At 60.8% G+C, this 26,688-nt stretch carries 21 protein-coding genes; 7 read left to right on the plus strand and 14 right to left on the minus strand.

The window, feature by feature from the left end:
- Nucleotides 1–39: 39 nt before the first annotated feature.
- Both FYK55_RS10760 and FYK55_RS10765 read right to left on the minus strand, forming a co-directional pair.
- Nucleotides 40–558, minus strand: a complete 519-nt coding sequence (locus FYK55_RS10760; RefSeq protein WP_150076640.1) for an adenine phosphoribosyltransferase — start codon at nt 556–558, stop codon at nt 40–42.
- A gap of 155 nt (nt 559–713) precedes the next feature.
- Nucleotides 714–2,735 carry a hypothetical protein gene (locus tag FYK55_RS10765; protein ID WP_150076423.1) on the minus strand — a complete coding sequence of 674 codons (2,022 nt, stop codon included), beginning with the start codon at nt 2,733–2,735 and terminating at the stop codon, nt 714–716.
- A gap of 451 nt (nt 2,736–3,186) precedes the next feature.
- Here FYK55_RS10765 and FYK55_RS10770 point away from each other — a divergent pair, with 451 nt between their 5' ends.
- A complete protein-coding gene (locus tag FYK55_RS10770; protein ID WP_150076424.1) occupies nt 3,187–4,221 on the plus strand; it encodes an ABC transporter substrate-binding protein in 1,035 nt (344 codons plus the stop codon).
- A gap of 190 nt (nt 4,222–4,411) precedes the next feature.
- Here FYK55_RS10770 and FYK55_RS10775 read toward each other — a convergent pair whose 3' ends face one another.
- From FYK55_RS10775 to FYK55_RS29665, 4 genes are all read right to left on the minus strand, one after another.
- The gene (locus FYK55_RS10775) at nt 4,412–4,681 is read right to left on the minus strand and encodes a WXG100 family type VII secretion target (RefSeq protein ID WP_150076425.1); all 270 of its coding nucleotides are present in this window, start codon (nt 4,679–4,681) and stop codon (nt 4,412–4,414) included.
- Between the two features lie 42 nt (nt 4,682–4,723).
- On the minus strand, nt 4,724–5,680 hold the full coding sequence (locus FYK55_RS10780) for a tetratricopeptide repeat protein (protein ID WP_150076426.1): 957 nt from the start codon (nt 5,678–5,680) through the stop codon (nt 4,724–4,726).
- A gap of 304 nt (nt 5,681–5,984) precedes the next feature.
- Nucleotides 5,985–6,359: a hypothetical protein gene (locus FYK55_RS10785; RefSeq protein ID WP_150076427.1), complete on the minus strand. Its 375-nt coding sequence runs from the start codon at nt 6,357–6,359 to the stop codon at nt 5,985–5,987.
- Between the two features lie 59 nt (nt 6,360–6,418).
- The gene (locus tag FYK55_RS29665; protein WP_235908593.1) at nt 6,419–7,117 is read right to left on the minus strand and encodes a hypothetical protein; all 699 of its coding nucleotides are present in this window, start codon (nt 7,115–7,117) and stop codon (nt 6,419–6,421) included.
- 452 nt (nt 7,118–7,569) lie between these two features.
- Between FYK55_RS29665 and FYK55_RS10795 the strand changes: the two genes are divergently transcribed.
- Together FYK55_RS10795 and FYK55_RS10800 are read left to right on the plus strand one after the other, a co-directional pair.
- Nucleotides 7,570–9,999 (plus strand): DNA gyrase/topoisomerase IV subunit A, encoded by a 2,430-nt coding sequence (locus FYK55_RS10795; protein WP_150076428.1) that lies wholly within the window; start codon nt 7,570–7,572, stop codon nt 9,997–9,999.
- Nucleotides 10,000–10,125: 126 nt separating this feature from the next.
- Complete coding sequence (locus FYK55_RS10800) at nt 10,126–12,027, plus strand: DNA gyrase/topoisomerase IV subunit B (protein ID WP_150076429.1); 1,902 nt, start codon at nt 10,126–10,128, stop codon at nt 12,025–12,027.
- 49 nt (nt 12,028–12,076) lie between these two features.
- Here the strand turns inward: FYK55_RS10800 and FYK55_RS10805 are convergent, their stop codons facing one another.
- Both FYK55_RS10805 and FYK55_RS10810 read right to left on the minus strand, forming a co-directional pair.
- Nucleotides 12,077–13,747 (minus strand): hypothetical protein, encoded by a 1,671-nt coding sequence (locus FYK55_RS10805; protein WP_201743678.1) that lies wholly within the window; start codon nt 13,745–13,747, stop codon nt 12,077–12,079.
- Nucleotides 13,747–15,966: a cytochrome c family protein gene (locus tag FYK55_RS10810; RefSeq protein ID WP_235908594.1), complete on the minus strand. Its 2,220-nt coding sequence runs from the start codon at nt 15,964–15,966 to the stop codon at nt 13,747–13,749. Before FYK55_RS10810 ends, FYK55_RS10805 begins: the two co-directional genes overlap by 1 nt.
- A gap of 275 nt (nt 15,967–16,241) precedes the next feature.
- Between FYK55_RS10810 and FYK55_RS10815 the strand changes: the two genes are divergently transcribed.
- Complete coding sequence (locus FYK55_RS10815; protein WP_150076430.1) at nt 16,242–16,784, plus strand: hypothetical protein; 543 nt, start codon at nt 16,242–16,244, stop codon at nt 16,782–16,784.
- Between the two features lie 313 nt (nt 16,785–17,097).
- A complete protein-coding gene (locus FYK55_RS10820; RefSeq protein WP_150076431.1) occupies nt 17,098–17,601 on the plus strand; it encodes a hypothetical protein in 504 nt (167 codons plus the stop codon).
- A 44-nt stretch (nt 17,602–17,645) separates the two neighbouring features.
- Here FYK55_RS10820 and FYK55_RS10825 read toward each other — a convergent pair whose 3' ends face one another.
- Together FYK55_RS10825 and FYK55_RS10830 are read right to left on the minus strand one after the other, a co-directional pair.
- The gene (locus FYK55_RS10825) at nt 17,646–18,311 is read right to left on the minus strand and encodes a hypothetical protein (protein WP_150076432.1); all 666 of its coding nucleotides are present in this window, start codon (nt 18,309–18,311) and stop codon (nt 17,646–17,648) included.
- Between the two features lie 164 nt (nt 18,312–18,475).
- Nucleotides 18,476–19,054 (minus strand): anthranilate synthase component II, encoded by a 579-nt coding sequence (locus FYK55_RS10830; protein ID WP_150076433.1) that lies wholly within the window; start codon nt 19,052–19,054, stop codon nt 18,476–18,478.
- Nucleotides 19,055–19,357: 303 nt separating this feature from the next.
- On the opposite strand from FYK55_RS10830, the gene FYK55_RS10835 reads away from it, so the two are divergent.
- Nucleotides 19,358–19,906, plus strand: a complete 549-nt coding sequence (locus FYK55_RS10835) for a DUF2617 family protein (RefSeq protein ID WP_235908595.1) — start codon at nt 19,358–19,360, stop codon at nt 19,904–19,906.
- A gap of 8 nt (nt 19,907–19,914) precedes the next feature.
- Complete coding sequence (locus tag FYK55_RS10840; RefSeq protein WP_161604427.1) at nt 19,915–20,829, plus strand: HisA/HisF-related TIM barrel protein; 915 nt, start codon at nt 19,915–19,917, stop codon at nt 20,827–20,829.
- A gap of 150 nt (nt 20,830–20,979) precedes the next feature.
- Here the strand turns inward: FYK55_RS10840 and FYK55_RS10845 are convergent, their stop codons facing one another.
- The 4 genes from FYK55_RS10845 to FYK55_RS29670 all read right to left on the minus strand — a co-directional run bounded on the left by FYK55_RS10845 (nt 20,980) and on the right by FYK55_RS29670 (nt 26,641).
- Nucleotides 20,980–22,233, minus strand: a complete 1,254-nt coding sequence (locus tag FYK55_RS10845) for a DEAD/DEAH box helicase (RefSeq protein ID WP_235908596.1) — start codon at nt 22,231–22,233, stop codon at nt 20,980–20,982.
- 93 nt (nt 22,234–22,326) lie between these two features.
- Nucleotides 22,327–23,994 (minus strand): ABC transporter permease subunit, encoded by a 1,668-nt coding sequence (locus tag FYK55_RS29455; RefSeq protein WP_201743679.1) that lies wholly within the window; start codon nt 23,992–23,994, stop codon nt 22,327–22,329.
- Nucleotides 23,991–25,520 (minus strand): sugar ABC transporter ATP-binding protein, encoded by a 1,530-nt coding sequence (locus FYK55_RS10860; RefSeq protein WP_150076436.1) that lies wholly within the window; start codon nt 25,518–25,520, stop codon nt 23,991–23,993. The genes FYK55_RS29455 and FYK55_RS10860 overlap by 4 nt, the downstream gene beginning before the upstream one ends.
- On the minus strand, nt 25,517–26,641 hold the full coding sequence (locus tag FYK55_RS29670) for a sugar-binding protein (RefSeq protein ID WP_235908597.1): 1,125 nt from the start codon (nt 26,639–26,641) through the stop codon (nt 25,517–25,519). The genes FYK55_RS10860 and FYK55_RS29670 overlap by 4 nt, the downstream gene beginning before the upstream one ends.
- Nucleotides 26,642–26,688 lie beyond the last annotated feature (47 nt).

Raw genomic sequence — 26,688 nt, forward strand, 5'->3', positions numbered from 1 at the left:
TCTAAACGAGGCTTCGCGCCTGTTGGACAGTCCGGACCTTCAATACACCAACACCGACTCGACTCGATGGGGTGCCAGGCGTTTCTCGCCTTGCAGATCCGAAAGGTGGATCAAGAAGCTGCAGGCGACGATCTCGGCTTGGCACTTTTCAAGCAGCTTGCAACAAGCCTGCATGGTGCCCCCGGTCGCCAGCAAGTCATCGGCCACAATGACGCGTTGTCCAGGCAACACTCCATCAATGTGGATGTGAAGCTCGTCACTGCCGTATTCCAAATCGTAGGAATGGGCATGTGTTTCGAACGGTAGTTTTCCAGGTTTCCGGATCGGAACGACCCCGGCACCCAGCCGCATGGCCAATGGGGCGGCGAACAGAAACCCCCGCGCTTCGACGGCCGCCACCAGGTCCACCGACTCATTCTCGAACGGCGCGGCCATCGCTTCGGTTGCCACATGCAACGCCTCGGGGCTGAGCAGCAGGGGCGCGATGTCGCGGAAAATGATTCCGGGTTTGGGGAAATCCGGGATGTCACGGACCAGACTTTTTAGATCGACAGTCATCTCGCGGTCAAAGCTCGCTGAAAAAAACGATTGGAGGATCGATTGCACCAAGGGGACCTTCCGGTTGGCCGGTGCCCTTTCAAAGCAGCATGGTCGTGAATCACGGGTCAAGGTCGCCAAGTCCGAACGTCCGCATGCGGCAGCCCGCCGGTCGGTCAGTCCGCCGACGACAACCCGCTCGCAGCCATCCGACTGGAAGCGATCAGGTCCCGGTGGTGGTACCACAATCGATGCAGCCATAAGAACAAGAAACCGTTGGCGACCAGCGAGCAGAGAAGAAACACGTTGACATACGGATTGGATCGGTGTCTTTCCGGCGCCGAGTCGTTCGCAGCGGGCCCGGATCCTGAATCGCTCGACGACGAACCGCCGCCGAGATCCGATCCGGAAGAGGGCGGCCGATTCACGTTCGTCCGCCCGCTCAAACCTGCCGTGCCACCGGCCATCGCGATGCGCGGGTCGATCCCTTGCGGCTGGCCGGCCGAATTGACGATCCCCGGCGGAACCGAAGCCGGCACTTGCGAGCGGGCATCGTCGCGTTGACCGCCAGACTGGCCCTTGGCGACGGCGGTTTCACGAGCCGCTTCACGGTGTTTGCGACCGATGGTCAGTTCGTAGGCGGTTTCATCATCGACGCGGTTGCCGAAACGATCCAAAATGTTTCGCTCCTTGTCGATCGGGTTGCCGTACTTGTCGTAGGACCATCCGTTGATCGGCAATCCTGCAATGTCCTTCTCGGACAACCGGGGATCCACGTCTTCCCGCCCGCGGCTGCTGGGAGCCAGCAAGTCCGAAGCCGAGGCGACCCGATCACTGCCCGAACCGCTGCCAAACTCCGAATCGCGACGTGCAAACGGCGACCCCTGATCCGGCCGACCGGCAAACGGGGAGCCCGGAGGATTGATGCCGTTGACGGCAGGCGGCGGGACGTTTGCTCCGGCCGTCGCCGATTGCGATTCTCGCTTGCGGTATTCGGCGTACAACTGGTTCACGTACGCTTGGTTCTGCAACCGTGGATCGTTGGCTGGGATCTGGAAGTACGCTCCCAGCCGGACAATGTCGTTGGCGGTCCATGTCGTCGGCAGGGTGCTCGCCTGCGTGGCACCCGCATTGGCACCGATGTTTTGCGTCCCCGAGGTTGTCGAGCTGCCGTAGCCGCCGCGCAGTTGGTTTTGCGAATAAGCGGACGCGGCATTGCTGGGCGGCAGCGAGGCCCCCGGCATTCCCAGCGTCCCGGACCCCATCGCGCCACTTGAACTGGCGGACCGGGCCGACGTTCCGGACGATGATCCCCCGGCGTTGTAGCGAGCCGGGTCGTACAGCGACGGATCAAACCCGGCTTCGGCTGCCGTCGGTGGGCCATAGACAGGGCGATCCCCTGCCGACGGGCTTCCGTTGGTTGCCGCGGTGCGACCGAATTCGGCACCGTACGTTTTGTCGGTTCGTCCCGCACCCATCGCCGGCGGCAAGAAGACACCCGATGGCGGCGAACCAAAGTTCGAACTGCTGCCCAATCCCGCTCCAGATTGTCCGCCTGCCGACTGTCCGTTGCCAGGAATCTCCTGCGTCGCCCCGACCGGGCTCACACCGGTCCCCATGCCGGGCGGACTTGCCGCACCACTGGTGGAGACGGGTGCGGTGGACGGAAAGTAGTTGGTCGACTGCGGCGAGTTGGTCATCCAGGAACTGTCGCGGACGCTGGTCGGCGCGGTGCTGGGACCGTTGGTCGTCGTCGTGGCCCGCCGCGGATCAACGCCGCCACTGAAATCGGCGAAATTCATCGCGCCGGCGGCCCCATCAACTTTGTCACGGACTTCGTCGGCAACCGTCGAAAGGGAATCGGGAATCGTGAATCCGCCAGGTCCCTGAGGCTTGAACAACCGCAAGGAAGAGGCCTTCGCTGTCGTCGGCTCCGCTTCTTCCGGCTCAGACTCGGACTTGGGCGGCGAGGCCGGCAAGGTCGGTTGCTCGACCGGTGAATAATCGTCAACAGCAGCTTCGGCCGAAACGAAGTCCCGCGTGCCGCCAGCTGAAGAGTGGATCACCGACGCGGTCGCGCGTGAATCGTCGCAACCGTCCCGCGCAGGAAAGAACGCGGATGATTGAGCCGCAGCGTCTCCGCCGATCGTCGCCATCCACAGCGCGGCGACCGCCAGAATTCGAATGGGTTCGCCCATGACATTCTTCCCTGAACAAGCAATTGGACATCAATTCCGTTTCACGCCGATTCCGCTCCAACGTGCTTCGTACCACGCCGGGAGAGGAGTTAGCGGACGGAGTTGGCACACCCCGGGCGCGTGTTTCATGGCAGAGATTAACGCGGGCCGGGGGTCTGGGTAAAGAGAGTTTTTCGGGCAATGGACCCAATCCGGTCCACCAGGCATTGGTTACCAGACGGCACATGAACCGACAGCCGCGCCGGCCACCGGCGTGACACCGGTCAAACTTAGAAAGCACACAGCCCTGGCAAACTGGGCAACTGCCGGACCATGTGCCGTTGCGCCCGCCGCGCGACGCCCCGACGCAGCCGTTCTCCCCCCCGACACGCCGCAGAAGGCTCCCACCTGTACCGTGGATTGCTTCGCTGCCATCATTGATCAGCCCGTCCACTTTCACGAGATCCGATCGATGCATCGTTTTTTTCCAACCGTGGTCCTGTCCGTCCTCGCCGCAGGATTGCCGCTGTGCGCTGGTTGTCGGTCCCAACGAAGTCCGGATCCAGGGGACGAGACATCCCGGCCGGTGGCCGTCCAATTGAACTGGTATCCGGAAACGGAACACGGCGGGTTGTATCAGGCGCTGGCCGACGGCACCTACGCCGCCGCCGGACTAGCGATGGACCTTCGCCCCGGCGGGCGCGCCACGCCAATCGGACCCGAGCTGGAATTGCAACGCTGCCAGTTTGCGATCGCCAATGCGGACGATGTGGTGATCTTTCGCCAGCAAGGCATCGACGTGGTCGCAGTGATGGCGGCCATGCAAAACCATCCGCGTTGCATCCTGGCGCGTGAGGACAGCGGCGTGCAAGGCTTCGATGACTTGGCCGGAAAAACGTTTCAGCGGCAAGCGGGTCGCGCGTTTGTCGAGTTTCTCCGTGCCGGCGGCTACCTGAAAGACGTCAAGGAGGTTCCCTACCACGGCAGCATCGCTTCGCTGGTAGCCGACCCGCAGATCGTGATCCAGGCCTACAGCTGCGCCGAACCCCTGTTGGCTCAACAACAGGGAATCAAAGTCCGGACCCTGATGCTCAGCGACCTCGGTTTCAATCCCTATTCCAGCGTCCTGGTGACGACCGGCCGTCTGATTCGCGACGACCCGGAGCTGGTCCAAAGCGTCGTGGATGCGACGCGTCAGGGTTGGCGTAACTACCTGACGGATGGACAAGCGGGGAACGACGCCATCCTGAAGGCGAATGAGCACGGGATGACCAAAGAAGCGTTGGACTTTGGCGCCAAGGTGATGAAGGACCTGGCAATGCCGGACGGCGATGATCTGGAATCGGTGGGCACCATGTCGCCCCAGCGCTGGGACACGCTGCACGAGCAGCTGGTCCAGTTGGAACTGGTGCAGCCGGACCAGGTCGCAGCCGAAGATTGTTACACGCTGCAGTTCCTGAACGCCGCCTCCACCCCAGCCGCTTCAGACGCTTCCGCGGCACCTTGATGCAGCCGTTCCCGGCGATCCGCTTCCCGTTGGGACCTCCCGCATCCGCGACTTCGACCCGGCTTCGCAGCTTGATGTCAGCTTCGCGCTTTTAGTCAGCGGCCCAGCTTGAAGTCAGCGGCCCAGCTTGAAGTCAGCGGCCCAGCTTGAAGTCAGCGGCCCAGCTTGAAGTCAGCGGCCCAGCTTGAAGTCAGCGGCCCAGATACGCGTCGATCTGCTCGGCCTTGCGGAGCAAATACGGGATGTGCTGTTCCGTCGTTTTGACCAGCCGCGAGACTTGACGCAATTGATCGCCGAATTCAGCGGCAAACTTTCGCTGTTGTTCATCACGCCAGGTCTGCTCCAGCTGATTCATCTGCGTCCCTAACGCCGTGGACTGTTCTTTCAACTGCTCGACAAATCGGTTCAGGTGCGCGGCGAATTGGCGAAGTTGCTCGGGATCGACGACGGCTTGGCTCACGGCGGTCTCCGGTGGTGAGAGAGAATGGTGTCGGTGCGGGTGTCAGGCGTGATCCGATCCGGACGATTCCATTCGTTCCAGGTGTTCCCGGTATTGCTGCCCCGTGGCATCCAACCCCAGTTTTTCTGACAGCTCGTTCAGCATTTTCAGCGCCGGCCGTTTCAACCGCGTGGGGGCAATCACGGCTTTGCGGAGTGCGACGGCCCGCAACTCCTTCATCGCCGCCAGATCCTTTCCGATGGCGATCAGACACCGCGCCCGCAGAAAATGCGCCGCCGGTGCGAACTCGTCCAGCTCCAACAACCGCCCGGCTTCGGCGAAGGAATCTTCAAACAGCTCGGCATCGAACTTGGCTTCGGCCAGCGCCATGCGAAGGGTCGTCTGGGTCGGGTCACGTTCCAGGCGGGCCCGACAGACATCGATCCGCCGACATGCCCAGTCGCTGCGACTGCGTTCCAACTCACGCTGCGCCTCGGCGGTCTTCAAACGGTGCGCAAGTTCGCTGACTTCGCGAAACTGTTGCAGCGATCTGGCCAGAATCGCTTCTTCCAGTTGATACCGGACACGTTCTTCCTCCGGGAAAATCTGAGCCGCCTGAGTCAACAGCCGTTTGGCTTCCAGCGGCCGTTCCTCTTCGCGATAGATGGACGCCAGTTCCAGGAACCCGTCCAGATCGGTCGGGTTCTCTCGCAGCTTGTGCTCAAGCTCTTGACGCCTCTCCAGCTGAACCGCTTGCTTGGAATCCGCCGGGCTGTCGATCGTCTCTTCATCCACGCCGGCCCGCGGCTTCTTCAGCAGTTCATCGGGGCGCACCGGACGCCACCGTCCGCCTTCCAGCGGTCCCAGATCGGGATTGCCCGATTGCGACAACAGCTCCGTCTCCTCGTTCTCGATCGCCGATTTCCGCGAAAGATCCTCCGTGACCGCATCGGAGTCGGAAGCCGCCTGGGGATCGCGTGCGACATCCGCGTCGTCAGGTTGGGAATCAGAATGCGACATGATCGGCGTTGGACAAGGAAGAGACGCCTGGAAGCGGAGTCACGGTCGGCGCTGCGTTGCCCGCCGACACGCCCCAAATTGTATCACAGTTGGGTCCGCGTATCAGTTTGCCGCGTGGGAGCATCTTCGTGGCGCCCGTCGAATGGTCGCGCCGACGAGAACGGAGGTGACAACGGCGGACCACCGTGGGCGGACTGTCAACTGGCAACGCGTCACTGGAAGCGACGCCGTCGTCAAACACGGCGCCGCCTAAGACTTTCCTCGGTCGGTATCGCGACCGACCGTCAACCGATGGAGCCGAATCTCACCACGGTCCGCGGACGTAGTAGTAGCCAAACTGGTCGGTATGGCTGGGCCAGTGCGGGGTCGGCAGGAACGATCCCCGAGCGGCGGCTCCCGGACGGCTGGCGTTGCGGCCAAACTGATGATGAATCGGGTACATCAGGTTTTGGCTCACGCCCCAGGAGTACGTCTGACGCATGTGCGCGGTGGGGGGGACGACCACCGCAGTCGGCTGCCCGTAGGACTGGTGGTAGTAGGCTCCGTGCCACGGGCGGTCCATGGCAAAGTTGTGCGCCCAAACCTGAGTCATCGCCAGCGGATCGCCGGCCGACGCTTTGTGTTCGGATGCAACACCGATGGTCGCGACGCAGGCGACAAGGAGAAGAAGTTTTCGCATGTTTCTGTGCTCAACGGGTTGGAAATGGCTTGAACCGATGCGGTCCGGAGGGCGGCGAGCTAGCGGGGGATCCGCAGCTTGTTCCAGTACAGGTTGCTGACGAACGTCTTCACCGGCGGAGCGTAGTAGACTGCCCGGGTGCGGTTCATCCCGCGGCCGTTGTCGTAGCTGTTGTGAAAGCGGTTTTTGTGCCAGTACAGGTACTCTTCCGGATAGAACGGCTGGTAAGTGAAGTACGTGTGCCCGACAAAGTGCGGAACGGGAAGCGGGGAAATATACATTTGGGCGTTCGCGCGGTTGCAGTTGCCCTGGGTGTAGTAGTTGTAGAACAGGTCGGAGTGGTCGTACTTGCGCGGCTGGCAACCGGCGTTCGCTCCGCCGATGCCGTGAATGCCGGCGACGGCGCCATCCAGCCCGTTCCCGAACAGGGCGGCGTGCCCGTGTCCTAGACGACCATGTCTTAGACCGCCCGCTCCGCAAATTCCGCCAGCACAGTTTCCGCCCGCACAAGCGCCTCCCTGACAGCTACCGTCCTGGCAACTTCCGTCCTGGCAACCGCTCTCCTGATAGTCGCCGATCACGGTTCCAGAATCCAGGTCTCCGACGTAGTTGGAATTGCCAACCACGGTGTCGCTGACCACCTCGCTGGAAACGATGTACGGCACCCCGGGCTCGGCGGCACCTACCGCCGAAGACGAAGTCATGGCGGCCAATGCCAGTGCGCCGCCGAAAAGGTGTTTTGCAAATCGAAGTTTCATCCGGTGGTTCCTCCGAACCGGTGTTCAGCCATTGAATCCGTTCTTGTCGCCGCCGAAATCGATTCCGCGCGGTGTTGATCGTTCAGTCGCCGAGTGGTCGCCCTCGGAAATCCGTGCAACGCGGGGGCGGGGGCCGGCGAAACTGTACGATCAGTGGTTTCGACCGATTCAAGCGGCAAAGCTCACTCGGCATTTTCCAGCTGGCGGTTTCGGAGCATCTCGCAACTTCGCTATCACCGCTACGGTCGCCACATTCCTCCCAGAGCGATCGCCGCACGGTCCGGCGGGGGCGGAAAATTCCGGACAGTCGGCAGAAATTGCCGACGTTGCCTGGCTGGAATTATCGGCGTTTCTGCCCTAACTTGATCCGTCCCCGATTGCTGAAGCCGTCCGGTTGATCGGCCGATGGATGTTGGACGCATTCTCCCTTCTCCACCCAGGACTGATTTCGCGTGGCAAAACGACGTTCTCGCACGCCTTCGGATAAGAACGGCAAGTCGCTGTTTGACGCCATTGAAGAAACCCTGTTGACCGGAGTCCCGCTGCGGCAAGCCGCGCAAGAACGCTACCTGAATTATTCGCTTTCGGTCATCACCAGCCGCGCGCTGCCGGACGTTCGGGACGGACTCAAACCGGTGCAGCGCCGCATCCTGTACACGATGCACCAACAGGGGCTGGCCAGCTCCGCCAAGCACCGCAAGTGCGCCAAAGTCGTCGGCGACGTGATGGGGAACTATCACCCCCACGGCGACAGCTCGATCTACGAAGCGTTGGTCCGGATGGCCCAACCGTTTTCGATGCGGATGCCCCTGGTCGACGGCAGCGGCAATTTCGGCAGCGTCGACGGCGACAACGCCGCGGCGATGCGGTACACCGAATGCCGGATGACCGCGATCGCCAGCGAGGTGCTGGCCGACCTGGGAACGCGGACCGTCGCGTACAAACCCAACTACGACGGCAGCCGCGAAGAACCGGTGGTGCTGCCGAGCCGGTTGCCCAATCTGCTGCTCAACGGTGCCACCGGGATCGCCGTGGGAATGGCCACCAACATCCCACCGCATAACCTTCGCGAGATTTGCAATGCGCTGTTGAAGCTGTTGCGTGATCCGGAGATCAAGGATTACCAGCTGGTTGCCAACGATGCGATCCAGGGCCCGGACTTTCCCACCGGCGGGCAAATCATCAACACCAAGGAAGAATTGCGTGAGATCTACCAGACCGGCCAGGGGACCGTCAAACTGCGCGGCACCACGGTCGAAGGCGAAAAGTCTCGCACCGGCAAGGTGCTGCAAATCAACTCGATTCCGTTCGGAGTCAACAAGGCGCAACTTGTCGAGCGGATCAGCGAATTGGTCTTCGAAGGCAAGCTGCCGCTGGTCAACGAAGTTCGCGACCTTTCGACCGACGAGATCCGGGTCGATCTGCTGCTGAAAAAGGACGCCGATGAGAACAAGGTCCTGGCGTACCTGTTCAAGCACACCGACTTTCAAAAGAACTTCAACGTCAACCTGACGTGTCTGGTGCCGACGGAGAACCCGGAACTGGGAACGCCCGAACGGCTTTCGCTGAAGGAAATGCTGTGGCACTTCCTGCACTTCCGATTGGACGTGGTGACCCGCCGACTGGAAAACGAGCTGGCCTCCCTGGAGAAGCGGATTCACATCCTGGAAGGTTTCGCCCTGATCTTTGATGCCTTGGATGAGATCATCAAAATCATCCGTGCTTCCGAAGGCAAAGCGGACGCGGCCGAGAAGATCATGAAACGATTCCCGGCCGCCAAGGGCGGATTGGATGCCGAGCAGACCGACGCGATCCTGGAGTTGAAGCTGTACCGCCTGGCACGACTGGAAATCAATGTCGTGCTCGATGAGCTGAAGGACAAAAAGAAGCGAGCCCGCGAAATCCGAAAACTGCTGAAGGAAGACACCAAGGACACCAACGCCTCGGGCCGTTGGAAAATCGTGCGGGAAGAGATCGAGGGCTTGATCGAGCGTTACGGCAAAGACGTGGTCGGGCGACGTCGCACCGCGATCGATCCGATGGAAGTAGAGATCGAGTACTCCGAAGAGGATTTTATCGTCGCCGAAGATTGCCACGTGTTGGTCACGGTCGACGGCTGGGTGAAACGCCAGAAACAGATCGCCGATCCGGCCAAAAGTCGGCTCCGCCAGGGCGACTCGGTGTTGGCCTGCGTCGGGGGCAACACTCGCGCGACCCTCGGGCTGTTCTCGTCGCTCGGCGTGTGCTACACCGCGCGGATGATCGACATTCCGGCATCGACCGGATTTGGCGAACCGATCCAGAAGCTGTTCAAGATGAAAGACGGCGAGAAAATCATTGCCGTCATCTCGTTCGATCCACGGGTGGTCGGTGAAATCAACGAAGACCCGAAACATCCCGACTACTGCCCGGAGGTCCACGGATTCGCCGCGTCCAACAACGGTTTCGCGCTGCGGTTCGGCTTGGCCCCCTACGCTGAACCGTCGACACGGTCCGGCCGTCGCTACGCCCGCGTCGCCACTGGCGCGTCGATCGTCGACGTGATTCCGGTCAGCGGGACCGAGATCATTTTGGCGGTGTCCCGCAATTGCCGCGCGATCGTGTGCGAAGCTGAAGAGATCAATTACCTTTCCGGGCCGGGCAAGGGAGTCACGCTCATCCGTTTGGGAAAGGACGACGAGTTGCTGGGCTTCAAGGCCAGTACCGGGGATCGCGATCTGCTGACCGTGGAAACCAACCGTGGGGCGAAGAAGACCATTTCCACCGCCAAGTACCGCGTGACCAGTCGTGGCGGCAAGGGCGTCGAGATTCAAAAGAACGGCCGGATTGCCAAGATCGTCGCACCGCCGCCTTCCGCCCCGGAACCGTTCGAAGACGCCTGATCGCTGACCGCCACGCGATCGGCCTGTCGGTTCTGCCCCCTTGGCGGCCAAGTCCCCCGCGACACGTCTCTTCGCCGCCTTTGTCTTTCCCGTCTCCTGTTTTCTGCTCACCTGCTGCCGTTGCCAATGACTACCTACAACGCCGACGCGATTGTTGCCCTGGAAGGCTTGGAGCCGGTTCGGAAGCGCCCCGGCATGTACATCGGCGGCGTCGGATCCACCGGACTGCATCACCTGATCTGGGAAATCGTCGACAACTCGGTCGACGAAGCGATGAACGGGCACGCCAGTGAGATCACCGTGACCCTGCACCAAGACGGACACACGATCACCGTGGCGGACAACGGCCGCGGCATCCCCGTCGACAAGCACGCCAAGACCAAGAAGTCCGCTCTGGAAATGGTGCTCACGATTCTCCACGCCGGCGGGAAGTTCGAGGGCCAGAACTACAAGACGGCCGGCGGCCTGCACGGCGTCGGCGCCTCCGTCGTCAACGCGCTCAGCAAGGAACTGACAGCCGTTGTGCGTCGCGACGGTTCCCAGTTCAAGATGTCCTTCCAGCGCGGCCTGCCGACGTCCAAGTTGCAAAAGCTGAAGGGCCGCGTCCGCGGGAGCGGCACGTCGATCACCTTCAGTCCCGACCCGACCATCTTCCCCAAAACGGAATTCGATTCGTCGATCATCCGCGCCCGCCTGGAGACGGCTAGCTTTCTGCACCGCGGCGTCAAAGTCACTTACATCGACGAAGTTGCCAAGACGAAGGAAACATTCCTGCATGAACAGGGTATCGTCGACTACCTGGCCAAAGTCCTGAAGGAACGCAAAGCACGTCCGATCCATGACACACCGTTCACCCATTCGGTCGATGACGATGTGCGGTTGGAAGTCGCCCTGCAATGGACCGAGTCCACCGACGAGCACCTTCGCAGTTATGTCAACGGCATTCCGACCGGCAGCGGCGGAACGCACGAGAACGGTTTTCGCAGCGGCTTGAACAAGGCGGTGCGAAACTACATCGACACGCACAACCTGACACCGCGCGGCGTAAAAATCACTCACGAAGACATCCGCGAAGGAATCGTCGCCATCGTCTCCATCTTCATCAGCGATCCACAGTTCCAAGGGCAAACGAAGGACCGGTTGAACAACCCCGAGGTCCAGGCCACCGTCGAAACGGCCGTCCGCAGCGAGATCGAACAGTGGATGAACAGCAACCGATCGGTCGCCGACGCCATTGTCGCACGGATCATCGCCGCGGCGCGGGCCCGCGCCGCCTCGCGGGCGGCATCCGAAGCCGTCTCGCGCAAAGGAGGTTCCAAACGGACGTTGTTGCCGGGCAAGCTCAGTGATTGCGTGTCGGCCGGAAAAATGGAATCGGAACTGTTCATCGTCGAAGGCGATTCGGCCGGCGGCAGCGCCAAACAGGGGCGCGACCGAAACTTCCAAGCGATCCTGCCGTTGCGTGGCAAGGTACTGAATACCGAAAGTGCGACGCTGAAGAAGATTGTCGACAACAAGGAAATCCAGGACGTGGTCGCATCACTCGGATGTGGGATCGGCCCCAAGATGGACATCGCCGGGTTGCGTTACGGCCGGATCATCCTGTTGGCCGACGCCGATTCCGACGGGCACCACATCACGACGCTGCTGCTGACCTTCTTCTACCGGCACATGCCCCAGCTGATCTCCGACGGTCGATTGTTCATCGCCGTCCCGCCCCTGTACCGAATCGACATCGGCAAGGAAACGTACTGGGCAAAAGATGACGCGCACCGGTCGGAGATTCTGGAAGAACATGCCAATGAACGTTCCAGACCGGAAATCACCCGCTTCAAAGGCCTGGGTGAAATGATGCCCAAGGTTCTTTGGGAAACCACGCTGAACCCTGCCACGCGTCAGTTGCTGCGGGTGGAAGTGGACGACCAGTTGGAAACTGACCGAGTGATCAGCGACCTGATGGGACGCGATGCGTCGGCGCGTTTCCGGTTCATCATGGAACGGGCAGCCGACGCGGAAGTCGACGTCTGAAGCCAGCGGACGGGCGTTTCCGCAAACGCCGCAAGCATCGTTGGCCGGTTCAGAATTTCCAACGGTACTCCATCCGCGTTCCATAAACGTCTGGTTGACCATCCCGCCAACCGTGCATCACGTCGAATCGCAGCAGCGTCGCGTGACTGATTGGGAATTGGTAGCGTGCCCCGACCGCGTACTGATCCCCCTGGGCGATGGCGCGACCGCCGTGCGGTGAAAGGTAACTGAATTCCAACAGCAACTGACGGTCCAGGTCCGCGCCGATCAAATCCACCCCGACGCTTCCGCCGGCGGTGTCCGCACCGGACGTGTCCAACGTGGGAAATCCGTTCAATCCGTCGGTGTCAAAATTGATTCCCGTGTTGCGGAGAATTCCACCGGATATCGCGGCCCTGGCAACCGACTGCGGCCGGCCCCAACCGTAAAACAGGTTCGCGTAGGGGACAAAGGTCAGCGGCCGGGTCGTGATCCAGCTGTTCTCGACCAGCAACAATCCGCCGTCCGCGGTGCGGTCCTGGCGGTCGCGGTTCTGTCCGGCATTCACGATCACACGAACACTGTTGCTGATTCGATCAAGATAGCGACGCGTGAAGCTGGCCGTCACGTTGTGATAACTCAATGATCGGTCACGCCGATCGTTCAGATAGGCATATCCGGATTCGATGTAGCCGCCGTAGGCGTCGATGAACCAGGCCGTTCCGAACGCCTGGGCATCATGCTTGCCGGCAAAGGCGGGACTGTTGAGTTGATCGAACACGGCAAAGAAGCTGAGGTCCACATTGGACCAATTCAGCGTTCGGCTGTGTTTGGCGGGCAGCGCGAATGCAATTCCGCTGACCGCGTCTTCCATCCAGATCCCGTTCTGGAACAACAGCGGCACCAAGCCCAGCGTGACCGGCAATTCGAACGGGGACGACTGGTTCGCTGCGGCACCTAAAATGACTCCCAGGTCTCCCTCAATAAACGCGGTGGCAGGAGTCAGGTTCATCTCGTTGCGGTACCGCAAGTCGCCGTCAACAAGTTCGTAGCGCGTGAAGCGATTCTGTTTATCCAGCGGTCCGACAAAGGCGTGAAACCGCTCGGTATCGGTGACCTGCAAATCCATATCCAGGTTCAAGCGGTTGGCCCAGTTGTCTGCCCGCCCCAGCGCATTCCGCCCTGCTTGGATCCCGCTGCGAAAATCCCCATAGACGTACATCTTTGGACGAACCAGATCGTAGGGTCCGAACCAATCGATTCCTCTGGGCGTGATCCCGTCGCCGTACCACACACGTCCCCATTGCACCCAGGGAGACTGCGTGGGCACCGCGGATTTCGCGTCATACACCCAAGATTCCGCACAGCCACCGATGTGGCACCGATCTAATAGGGGTGTCACGGAGAAATCTGAGAAGCAGACGTCGGGCACCCCATCACACGGGAATCCGCCCGCATCGCTTCCTGTCGGTGGGTGTTCTACAACCGGCTCGACGGAACGGAAATCACTCGGATCGGCCGCGACTGGTTGGGCGATAAACTCGGGCGGAAGGGGCAGGCGTGCCGTCGGCAACTCGGCAAAGACCGGTTGCTCGAACGGCGTGACCGGACGTTCGGACAAACCACGCCGGTCGGCATCGGCACGAACCACCGGCGGCAAACGACGCGGCCCCTGCGCGCACACGTCCGCCGTCATCAGCGCCACAACAACGATCGTTCGCCATGATTGCGATCGTCCCATCACCGCACCCGGATCGAATGGCTTTGCGGATGCAGGTCCAGCGTGTTGCCCAACATCCGTTGGATCATGTCCGGCGTGCTTTCGATCTGACGCATGAAGTAGATCGGCTCGGTCCTGCTCCGCATTCGCACACTCAACCGGTACGTCCCTCGCTTGCGGATCACCGAGGCCGGGACGGTGTAGTGTGCGGTCCGAGAATCACACGGCGGAATCGAATGTGCTTCCATGCGAATCAGCGGCGGATGGTTCAACACCGAAACCGGGATCGCACCGGGACGCAAAAACACCAACTGGTCCAGAGAGAAATTAAGCGGCAGGGCTGCCTCGCGATCGGTGCCACGAACGTTGTTGATCAGGAACTTGGTTTGCAAATTGAAAAGGTCGGCATCGCGCGGGACACAACCCGTGGCGACATCCACCGAATTCATGTCGGCCAGATCTCCGTGGCGATCCAAGTAGCCACTTTCCCAGACCCGCCGACCATCCGGATCGATCAGAGCCACATTCAACCACAACTGGGGCTGCGCCCCCAATGATCCGGTGGGCAGGTTGTGACCTTCACTGACGTTATGAATCCGGTAACTGAATCGGAACGGTTGCCCAACTTGCGGCGCGTGACGCATCAATGGCCCTTCGATCTTCAGCGCCGCTTCCATGGTCTGGGTCGCTGCGGACCGCTTCTGCTGAAGCTTCGCCAGGTTGGCATCAATAATCTTTCTCGCATCCCGTCGGTCGTCGGGCGTATCCCAGGGCGCCGGGAAGACCATCGTCGCATCGACCGTCCGCTCAAATGCTTCGGTTCCCCAGCCGGCCCTGTAGTCGAACTTCAACCATTCGCGGGGCGTGTAGCGATCGGCTTTGGGATGATGCGGGAACAAACCGGGGTGGGCGATCGAAAAACCCGGTCCCCAAAACTGGTGATTGGATTGTTTGCGTTTTTCGCCCCACGGTTTGTCGTTCAGCGATGCGACGTGATTGAGTTCGTATCCGAGCGGTTTGCCGGGCACGGCCCCCATGTGACATTGCTGGCAGGTAATCCCGCGTTCGGCTGCCGGTCCGCTGCGGTACTGCGCGTGGACAACTTCCAACCAGATTCCCGGATGCACCGCGACTTGGTGACAAGACACGCAGACGTCGCTGTTGGTCAGCGGAAGAAAGAAGCGACCCTCGCGATGGATCGCCTGGCCGGGCGACGTGTCATCGGAATTCAGCTTCAGCTTCAATGAGTCGGCGTTCGCGACCGCCCGGGCCACGCCGGCTCCGCCGCTGCCGCCGTACACCGGCGCGTGAAGATCGCCGGGAACGATGCGTCGATCCCCATTGCTACGCCAGTAGTGCTCGTTGATGCGGTGACAGGCGATGCAGGTCACGCCTTCGCGGACCACCGGCGGTGCATCCAGGATACTGGTGCTGCGTGGAATCTTCAGTTGAGTCTGAACCGGAGAATGACAGCGAACACAAAAGCTGCCCACGGTCCCCTCGGTGTACTCCGTCATCGCCTGGTCGAACCGCTGAAACATCGGCGATACCGAGGCGTAGGCGTGCCCGCTGGCCCGCCATTGTTCATATTGAACCGGGTGACAGGCTCGGCAGGATTCGGCTGACGGATAGCAATTCTCCGTCCACAGATTCGCGTGGGGATCGTCCGCCAGTTCGACTCCGTGATCGGACGCCTCCGACGAGGGTCCCAGATTCATCAGCGGATCCGTCAACGGATCCGACACTTCACCTCCCAGCAAGTCGTCTTCACCGCCCAGGCTCGAACCGCCTAGCAGGTCGGCTTCCAGAACATCATCCGTCGGCCGACTCGTTTCGCCGACGTGATGCGGGGATGCGACATTCTGGTGGCCGATGGCTGGCTGGAAATTTTTGGCGACGGAGACGTGTTGTGGTGTGGTGGCCAAACGCAGCTGGGCTCGCAGTTGTTCGGCCGTCACGGGCCGCGATTGACGCTGTGCTGCGCGGGCGGCAAACGGTTCCAGCCGCCAGGCTGCGGCCGGCAAGCGCCAACTGCGTTGAGTCGTTTCTTGATTCAGTTCATCGCCGGTCGGATCCATCCGGTCCCAGGTCTGGCGAGGTGCCGGTGATTGCCAGGATTGTCCGCGGCAAATCTCCGGAGATGACACGGCCGCCCCGAAGATGATCGCGATCCAGGCGGCTCTCAAGTGCATTCGATTCAGACACAGTTTTGGCGGAGTCGATCCCCGTCGGTTCGTCATGCCGGGTCCGGGGGGATGGTGCCCGGTGCCTTTTCTGTCGACCCGTCGCGACCCCTGCATTCGCTTTCTCTGCTACGCCCAGTGCCACCGCCGTGACCCCTGCAAGCGTCTCAATGCGTGCAACCGTTCCGACCCGCAGATCTTGCCGACCTTTTATCCGCTGTTGCTGGTTTCCTGACATCACACTCAAGAAATGCGCAGAAAGCTAACAACGGAAGGATTCCAAGCGAAGCCTGCCTGAACTGCATCTGAGTCAATTCAACGCTGAACGAACGATGGCCGAGTACTCTTACAACACTGTCCCGACGCCCAACGAACACAAGGACAATCGGTTCCGCTGTCGCGTGCTGGGACCGTCCAGGGCGATCCTCCGCGCCGGCGGGCGACCCCTGAATGTGGACGTCCGTGAAACATCGGGAACCGGTTTCACGCTGGGAATGCCGCGCCGCGTCGCCAAGAAGCTGAGAGAAGGCAAGCAGTACGAACTGTCCTTTGATGATCGTCGCATGGAAGTGATCGCCGAACAGTTCCTGGAACCGGTCGACGGCGAACATCGATTGGAAGTCACCACGCATTTTGAATACGAACCCAAAGAGCGCTGGGCGTTCCGCCTGCCGTTTACCCGCGGCCGCCGCATCGCGACACACGACAGCTCCACCAACAAGACGATCGCCTACGGAGGTTTCGTGTTGGTGCTGTTCTGCACGATGGCCCTACCGGGAATCGGCGAAGATCTGGGCACCGCTCCCCGCATCCACAAGGCGATCAAGATCGTCGGCAAGAACCTGGCCGAAGTGGTCCACGAAATCCGCAACTGATTGACCGGCGTCGCTTTGCGGCCATGACGCTCGCAGGAGCGAGGGAACTGGGGAAGTCGCGACCGTCCGAGGCGGGTTGCGACGAAATTCAAAAACGTTCTGCCGTCTCATTTCATCGCATCCGACCGGGTGCTGCCAGACGCTCAATCCTGTCCGCAGCGGACTCAGCCGGCACAATTGGCACATCTTCTCTAAAGCCTCCGTTCGGCACGACCGATACCAAATAACAGCCCGGATCACCGGGACCTTTTGGTCATGCGCCCCAACATCCTTCCGAATTGGCAGGGTGCCGCGGGCAGAGGGAGTCGAATCGGTGAACAAATCTGATAGCAACGCCACCGTCCAAGCATCCGTTCGCCCCAGTCGTTCACCGCGCATTCTTTGCCGATGGACGGTCACGGCGGCCGCGCTGGTGCTGCTGGCCAGCGGACCCGGATGTCGTTTGTGCTGTGACGGCGAGGATTTGGCCTATCCCGCCTATGGCGGTGCTTGGGAACGAACCAACCGTGATTCCGGACGCGTCGGCAGCATCTTCGATCCCGGCGGTGCTCGCGTCGCCGATCTTTCGCCGCGGACCGACGGATCGCAACCGCGGATGTTCGAACCCGGAGACCTGGAGGCTTTGGAGGGCGAGTCTTCGAACGAAATGGAATCAACCGAGTCGCCGGAAGCCGCCGATTCAGACAATCAGGAACAGGATGACGCCGAGTTCCAGGAACGGCTGGAGGAGTTCCGACGACAGCAGCGTGCAGCGGCAGACGACGAGCAAGACATCGACGTGATCCCGGGGCAATCGTTGCCGCCCGATCTGTCCTGAATCGCCTCTCCGGCAGATCAATTCTTTGGCAACCCGCCGGTTCGTCACCGATTCAGCGGCGCCCCTGGCGAGATCTCTATCAATCCGCGATCCTCGGGTATCGGCAAGCGACCGTGCTGAGTCAAACGATCCAGCTCGCGGTAGCGGATCCGCACGTAGTCCGTCGTCCGCTCCAACGCTTCATCCATCCGGCGATCGATCCATCGCTGTACTTCTCGATCGCTGACCCGTCCATCTGTCCCGGCGACATCGGCAAGCGGAACGTGCACCGTTTTCATCGCCTTCACGGAATCAAGAAACTGTTGCTCAATCGCCGGCATGGACGAGATCCTGACGTGGTCGCACTCATGTCGCACCAGCGGATCCTCCCAAAACTTCTCCGCCGCAGGAACATGCTTCAGCCACACTTCGTGTGAAACGTGCAGCTTGACGGATCGAAATCGGATGCGAAGCAGGACCGTTGGCGGCTGCCCGGCGGACGGGCGTTCGTAGCTCCAGCGCGCATGACTGTCGTACCGATAACGGAATTTGAACCGCGTCTCTCCGGCCAATGAGAGCGATGCGGGAAACGAGTCTGGAGTCTCGCGCGGCGGACCGCCCGTCAACCAACGCACGTTCCCCCGTTCAATGATCTGCTGCAGGTCCGGCGGCGGATCGGGCAGCTCCGTTGACGGGATTGGTTGGACGGCCTCCACCCGTGTCGCTTGCAATGGTGGCGTGCCTATTGGCGATACGATTGCCGGGGCCGAATCCTGTCGCGCGCTCTCGGCCGGCTCGCCATTCGTCTGCGCGAACAACTGCAGCGGTGACGCCAAGACGAGTTGTGCCAACCCGCAGGCGAGCCATGCAAACCGACGACGCGTGCGCTCGCGTGCTACCACTTCAAGAATCTCGTCAGCATTTCAATCCCGGGCTCCGTCAAGAAGCTCTCCGGATGAAACTGCCAACCTTCGAGTTGAAATTCCTTGTGCCGGACACCCATGATCTGCCGCTGCCCCCCGGTGTCCGTCCATGCGCCGACGTGCAAGCACTCGGGGACTGTTTCGGGATCGATCACCAGACTGTGATAGCGCGTCGCCGTGAACGGATTGTCCAACCCGGCGAACAGACCTTCGTTGTCGTGCACGATCGCGTCGGTCTTGCCGTGCATCAATTGCGGTGCGCGAATGATCGACGCACCGAACGCTTGGCCGATCGACTGGTGCCCCAAACACACCCCCAGGATTGGCACCCGCCCGGCAAAGTGTCGAATACACTCGACACTCACACCGGCTTCGTTGGGAGTGCAGGGACCGGGTGATACGAGCAGGCGATCGGGTGACCAACGCTCGATGTCCGCAATCGACACTTCGTCATTTCGAAAGACGCGAACGTCGATCGCCGGATCGATTTCGCCCAATCGCTGGACCAGATTGTAGGTGAATGAATCGTAGTTATCGATGACGATGACCATCGGTCGCCGTGGGTTTGCAATGGGGTTTCTGTCAATGGGAAACAATCGGCAAAACGCGAAAAAGCGATTCTTTGCGGATGGGTCCACAAACGCTCTTTAGTCGAGTTCGCACCACCGCCTATAATGACCGACATCAGGCGGTTTGCCGAGAGCCTGACGCGTCGCTCCTGCTTGGAAAACAGACGGATCGATCGGCACCGTGACGTCCCGTCGCGCGTTATCATTGTTATTCCGATGTCTGTGGCCGGCGTTCGCTGTTTCGACCGCCCGCGGACCTGTTTCCGTCGATCCTGGAATTTTCCCGTGCTGTCGGTCCGTCCCAAAGTCGCCGAACTTGCATTTCACGTGTTCAGCCGTTCGCTTCACCCGGAGCTGTATCGGGTGCATCGGGCGCGTCGCATCGAACGAAGTGGCTACCACGCCCTGGTGGAAATCACCAATTGCGGTCACGTGATCACCTGGAATTCCACGGGACCGTCGCCGGTCACCGTCTGCGAAGTCGCCACCAGCGCTCACCAACCGCTGCCCAGCAAACGCTGTCTGATCAGTCAGTCGCTCAAGGGCAGCCGCACCGAAAAGGCGAACTGCCGTTCCGGTGTCAGCTACCGCACCCACTTTCAGTTGGAACCCGTCGAACCAGATCTGTTCTTCATGGTCCAACAGCAACTTTGCAAACAGCCCACCGAAGGATTGTTGCAAACGTTCGACGCCAGCGGCCGCATGGCGCTAGGTGCTCTCAGCTACGTCAACGTCGAGACCCGACAGAACTCGATGCTGGTGCAAGCCATCCACACCTTCCCGGACGACTACGCGATCGTGAAAGTCGAATCGCTGTTTTCGCTTCCCGAGTGAACGCCAGCGTGCTTTCCCGCCAGTCCTTGATTGGCGTGATCGACTTGAAAGCTGGACATGCGGTGCACGCCCGCGGCGGACTGCGTCGCGACTACGCTCCCGTGGACCAATTTTTCGCTCGCGGTCAACTGGGGACACTTCTTGCTCAACCTCCTGTTCCTGCAATCGGAACATCAGTTGATGGCTCACACCCTGTCAATCTTTTCCAACCGGCAGGCAATCCTCTGCAACAGCCAACAGAGGCAGCCAGTACAGCATTCGCCAGTTCCGCCGTTTCAATCCCGCTGGACGGTTCTCCGACACGTCTGATCGACTGCTACCGCGCCGCCGGACTGACGGCATGCTACGTGGCAGACCTGGACGCAATCGTTCACCGGCGATGGCAGAAAGAGACGCTCTGGGGATTGGCGGCGTCCGCCGGCCATCGAACGGAACTGTTCCTGGATGTCGGCATCCGCGGCGACGAATCGGACGTGGAATTAGAATGGCTGGCAAGCTTCGCGCGATATCACCCACCGTTGACGGTGCTGGTCGCCGGTGAATCTGCCACATCACCGAACGTGCTGGCGCAATTGCAAACACGGTTCCCAAGCATCCGTTTCGCAGTCAGTTTTGATTTTCATGACGGGAGCTGGATGTCACAATCCACGACGCTGGCGCAATGGATCAATGCGTGCGCGGCAGGTCGTGTCCGCTCGGTGGTGGCTTTGGACGTGGGCGCCGTCGGCGGCGGTTCGATTCGCCGCGCCCTGGACGTCACTCGATCCCTGCGCAATCAACTCCCTGATCTACAACTGATCACCGGCGGCGGCATCCGGTCCACCAAGGACGGCCGCCGACTACTCGACGCAGGCGCCGATCGTTTGCTGGTGGCGTCGGCGTTCCTGCAGGATCCGGCCGATGAACTCCAGCCGTCCGTCTAGCGGTTCTTCCAGTTTGGATTTGTGACCAGCGACGACGTGTTTCGCCACTGCATCCTCCCGCTCGCGGGAGGGTGAAGCAGAGAACACCTGACATTGATCGCTGGATAGACCTCTGCAGAATTGCCCAACAAATGCAGGGCAGTTGAACCACTAGCGGCGACGGCGAACTTTGCGACGCATCGGATTGAGCAGTTTCTGAGTCGGCTCGGCTGGGGCGTTTAGCGGTGCCTCCGTCTTCACCGGTGCTTCAAATCCTTCGATCTTGTCGCGGATCAGCAGCTTGTTGATCCGCTGTTCGATACTGGTCAGAAAGTCACCCTGTCCCGGAACAATGAACGTGAAAGCGACCCCGTCGCGTCCCATCCGCCCCGTTCGGCCGACGCGGTGGACGTAATCATCACTATCCTCGGGCACGTCATAGTTGATGATGTGTGAAATGGTGCTGATGTCGATCCCGCGCCCGACCACATCGGTCGCGACCAGGATCTTCAATTTGCGATCCCGCAACGACTGCAACACGCGATCACGTTCACGCTGTGCCATGTCACCATGCATTGCCGCGCAAGAGGGATAGTGCTTGCTGAGTGCGCGGTACAACCGATCGGTGCCGCGGCGGGTCCGGCAAAACACGATCGCCTGCTCCGGTTTTTCCCGTTCCAAGAGCGCAATCAGCAGGTCCTGTTTCCGATCCTGCGGAATCGTAAAGTAGTGCTGCTCGATGGTTTCGACCGACATCTCGTTCTGACAACAGTCGATGACCAGCGGATCCACCATGTACGACTCGGCCAGCAACTGCACACTTGGTGGCAGCGTGGCCGACAACAGCAGTGTCTGTCGATCCCGCGGACAGCGACGCAGGATCCGTTCGATTTGCGGCCGAAATCCGATATCCAACATCCGGTCGGCCTCATCCAGGACCACGCACCAAACGTCCTTGGTGCGGAGGGATCGTCGCTGCAGGTGATCGTGCAGACGTCCCGGTGTCCCGACCACAATCTGCACCCCGTTCTCCAATTGTCGCAGCTGAGATCGAATGTTCTTGCCTCCGGCCAGGACGGCGATTTCCGTCGGCACGCCATAGGCCAAACGTTCGACCTCGCGGCCCACCTGATCGGCCAGCTCGCGAGTCGGAACGACGACGATCGCCTGAGGATCGCGACAGTCTTCCAGCGAATCGAGCTGCTCCAGGATCGGGATCGCGAATGCGGCGGTTTTTCCCGTTCCGGTGCGAGCCTGCCCGATCACGTCCAAACCCTCCAATGCGGGAGGAATCAACTCGGCCTGAATCGGGGACGGTTTCTCAAATCCCGCTTTCTTCAAGGCCCGACGCATCACCGGCGAGAGGTCCAAGTCGTCAAATTTGGCCACGGGAGGGGCCTGGGTTTCCATTTTCGTTTGGTTCATGGGTAAAGCATAACGGTCAATCGCGTTTCTCACTACGACCACCGCACGTTTCCGCCAATCGATCCCCGACGAATGACCCGGGGGCGTGGGGTTCTAACGGTTCGCGACCTGGGCAGCATCCGCTTTGGCCGCCCGGCTGGCGATCACCCGCTTGACCACCACATCGACCATCGCGCCCGCCAGGATCACCAGCCCGATGATTGCGAATTCCAGCTTGGTGCTGATCCCCAGAATGTTGATGGCGTTGTACAGCACCCGCATGACCGCGGCCCCGATCACGACCCCCAAGACATTGCCTTCGCCCCCGCGAAGGCTGCATCCGCCCAAGACGGCCGCCGCAATCGCGTAAAGCTCGTAAAAATTACCAAAGCCCGACGGCTGCACCGAATTCACGTCCAGCGAAAACAGAATGCCGCCCAACCCCGCCGCCAGGGCACACAGCACATACGCCACCACGATCATCCGCTTGGTGTCGATCCCGCTGTACCGGGCCGCTTCTTCGTTGCGTCCCAGCGCGAACAGGTATCGCCCGTAAATCGTTTGGTTCAGGAAAATGGATGCGGCGATCGCGATCAAAATCAGAAACAGGACCGGCATCGGCACCATCGTGGCAGCAAAGTTCGTCTGTCCCAACAGCATCAAGACGCCCGAAGCGATCAGCGCGGGAATCAGCGCCTTGCAAATGGGGCTGGCCGAGGCGGCGGCGGAGAGCAGCCACCCGATTGCACCGATGGATGCTCCCACCACCAGGAAAACGACCGCCATCAAACCGGATTTCAGTGCGTTTCCCGAAACCCGCAGCACCCCCACCTGCCACAAGTCATCCGCCGCGGCCCGGTCATACAGCGGAACCAGATTCCAGACGCACAATGCCAGCAGCACCAGGGACACGCACACCGCCGCGACCGGCCAGCGGACGCGTTTGAGATTGCCGCGGCCTGCCGCGATCAAGAACCACAGCACCAGCGGAATGAAAAGAATCGTGCCCGCCACCCGCATCACTCGTGAAGGCACGTCGACGGCGTCGGCCGGAACCTGGATTCCCAAAGATCGAATCTGGTACCCGCCGGCCTGCAGTAAGACCGTTCCCTCGCCAAGTTCCCATCCCAGAAAAAAACGCGAGGCACCGACCAGCGCCAGAAATGCTCCGATGACCGGCAGCGACCAGGAACGCAACCTCGCCGCACGCGCCTCAGTCGATGCCGGATCGACGTGCGTGGACGATGGCCGGATCGCCTTCCAGATCCCCCAGATCACCAGTCCCAGGCCACCGATCAACAGCATGGTGGCCCAGCTGCACGGTTTTCCGATCGCCAGCAGTCGCAATCCGTCGTCGTACTCTTGTCCGAATCCCAGCGTCCCGTCATCGGTCATCCAGCGGGCAAACCCACGGTAGAACAGCAGACCGCAAAGCGTCACCACAAACGGCTGCAAATCCAGACGCGTGATCAGAATCCCGTGCAGTAACCCCAACGCACCGGCAATCACCATCACGATCAACAGCGCAGCCCAAGGCGCCACGTCGTATTCGGTAACCAGCATCGGCAACAAGCATGCCACCAGCCCCACCACCGATCCGATCGACAGATCGATCCCACCGGTGATGATCACGAACGCGACGCCGATCGACAGGATCCCAAACAACGCACTCCAACGCGTGATGTTGTACAGGTTGTATTCACTGACAAAGCTGTCGCTCATCACCGTTGTGAACAAACACACGAACAACAACAGCCCGAAGATGCCCAAAACCTTATTCATGTCGATCCCGTCGCCAAGTTCATGATTTGCTCCTCGGTGATGGATGCCCCCGCCAATTCACCGCTGATCTGCCCTTCGTGCATCACCAGGACGCGGTCACTCAGTGCGATCACTTCTTCCATTTCGCTGGAGACGAATAAGATCGCCATGCCTTCGGCGGCCAGCGTCTCCATCAACGAATAAATCTCTTCCTTGGCCCCGATGTCGATCCCGCGGGTCGGCTCGTCCAGCAACAGGACGCCGGGGTTCATCGACAACCATTTGCCCAAGACCACTTTTTGCTGGTTGCCACCGGAGAGGTAGCGAACGATTTGTTGAGGCGTGGGGGTTTTGATCCGCAACCTTTCAATGCTGCGCCGCGTGTCCTGGGCTTCGGCGTCAAAATTGATCCACAGCCGGTTGCGAGCCTGGCTGGCCAATCCGGCCAACGACACGTTGGTTTGAACGGGAAAGTCGATCACCAGCCCCTGTTCCTTGCGGTCTTCGGGCACCAACCCCATCCCGTTGGCAATCGGTCCGGCGGGTGATCGCAGATCGATCGTCTTGCCTTGGACGCGGACGCTGCCGCCGAGAGGTTGCGTGACACCAAACACGCAACGCAGCAACTCTGTCCGGCCGGCGCCCACCAGTCCGGCCAGACCGACAATTTCGCCGGGTCGGACCGCTAGGGAAATCGCGTGCCGCGGGTGCTCCGGGACGACCAACCCTTGCACCTCCAGCGCGGGCGGTCGCGACGATACTTCTGGCGATGCCTTTTGGCTGCGTTCGTAGAACCGCGAAACGTCTCGACCCACCATGCGGCTGACCATCGCGTCATGGTCGATCTGTTCGCCAACCAATTCGCCGGCGTTCTCCCCGTCGCGCATCACCATCACCCGATCGGCCAACGCTTCGACCTCTCCCAATCGATGCGAGATATAAATCACGCTGACGCCGCGCCGACGCAAATCGCGAACGACGCGAAAGAGCGCTTCGGATTCTTTGTGGGACAGGCTGCTGGTCGGCTCATCCATGATCAGCACGCGGGCATCGGCCGAGAGGGCTTTGGCAATCTCCACCATCTGTTGGCGCCCGATGGTCAAATCTCGAACCAGCGTGTCCGGCGAGACGTCCAGCCCGACGGCCGATAAATGCCGCATGGATTCGCGACGAATCGTCGCATGATCGATCAATCCCCAGCGAGTCGGCTCGCGTCCCAGGAAGATGTTTGCGGCGACGGACAGGTTGTCGGACAGATTGAGTTCCTGGTGAATCAGTGAAATCCCCAGCTCCATTGCCCGCGACACGCCGTCAATCTCCTCCCGACGGCCGTCGATCAAGATCTCGCCCTCGTCGGGCGGTTGGACGCCGGCCAGGATCTTCATCAGCGTACTCTTGCCGGCGCCGTTCTCTCCGACCAGTGCCAAGACCTCCCCCGCACCCAACCGCAGATCGACTTGATGCAGCGCACGCACCCCCGGGAACCGCTTGCACAGCGACCGGACTTCCAGCAGGGGCACCGTGTTCGATCCGGAGGTCGCGATCACGGAGCTACCGATTCCTGTTCCGCCTGGCCGGTCAACGCCTTCAGCTCGTCCCAGTACGCTTGGACGTTGTCCTGACGAATCGCCCGGGCGGGAATGTCCAGAAACCCACCCTCGGGCAACGCTGACTTGTCGCCACGTGCCAGTTTCGTCAGCAATTCGACTGACTTGTAGCCGTACTGAAAGGGGTTCTGCACGATCGTTCCATAGCATTCGCCGTCTTTGATCGCTTGCAACGTCCGGTCATCCTCGTCGAAAGCCACCACTTTGATCTCACCGACTTTGTCGGCACCCCGGATCGCTTCCAAAATGTTCGGCGGGTTGTAAGCGAACAGGCCGACCATGCAGCCCACGTCGGGATACTTTGCGATCGCATCCTCGGCGCGACTCTTGGCCAACGCGAAATCAAAGTTATCGGTCCGCGTATCCAGAATCGTGTACTTGTCACCTTTGAGCACCTTGTCAGCGGGATCGAAGGCACGCTCCGGATCGTTGTCGCGGTTCAGCAATTCGTCGATCACGCCCTGGCGTCTTTGGTCGGCATTCAACTGTCCCAGTCGCCCGACGAAGATGATGACGTCGCCGCCGTCGGGCATCGCTTCTTTGACCAACTGGCCACACATCCGCCCGGCCTGGTAGTTGTTCATCCCGATGTACGCCAGACGATTCGAATCCGGCGCGTCGGAATCTTGCGTGATCAGGTTGGTGTTTTCGGCCACCGTGTTCAGGATGCCGGTCTGATTGGCGGGATCGATCGGGCTGACGGCGACGCCCGCGACGTCGTCGGTGATCAGTTCTTCCAACATCCGCTTTTGATCGGCAGCGCCGTCGGGCATCCGAACCAGGCACTCCACCCCCAAATCTTTTTCCGCCGCCTTGCAACCGGCTTCGGCGATCACCCAAAACGAAGCGATCCCGTTGGTGACATAGGCGACTTTCAGGTTGTCTTCCTGGGAACGTTTCACCTGTTCCGGTACGGATCCACCGGTTGCTTCCGCCGCCGCATCCGCGGACGCCGACGCGTCCGAATCGACCTTCTCGATTTTGCAACCGGTCAAGACGATTCCGATCGACATCAAGATCAACGCCAGGACGTTGGGACGGAAGAGGTTCAGGAGTTGCATGGGGAACCGCACAGAAAAAGAAGGAGGGACGGGGCGGGAAAAGGTCG

The sequence above is a fragment of the Roseiconus nitratireducens genome (assembly GCF_008629675.1).
In the GTDB taxonomy this organism is placed as follows: Bacteria; Planctomycetota; Planctomycetia; order Pirellulales; family Pirellulaceae; genus Stieleria; species Stieleria nitratireducens.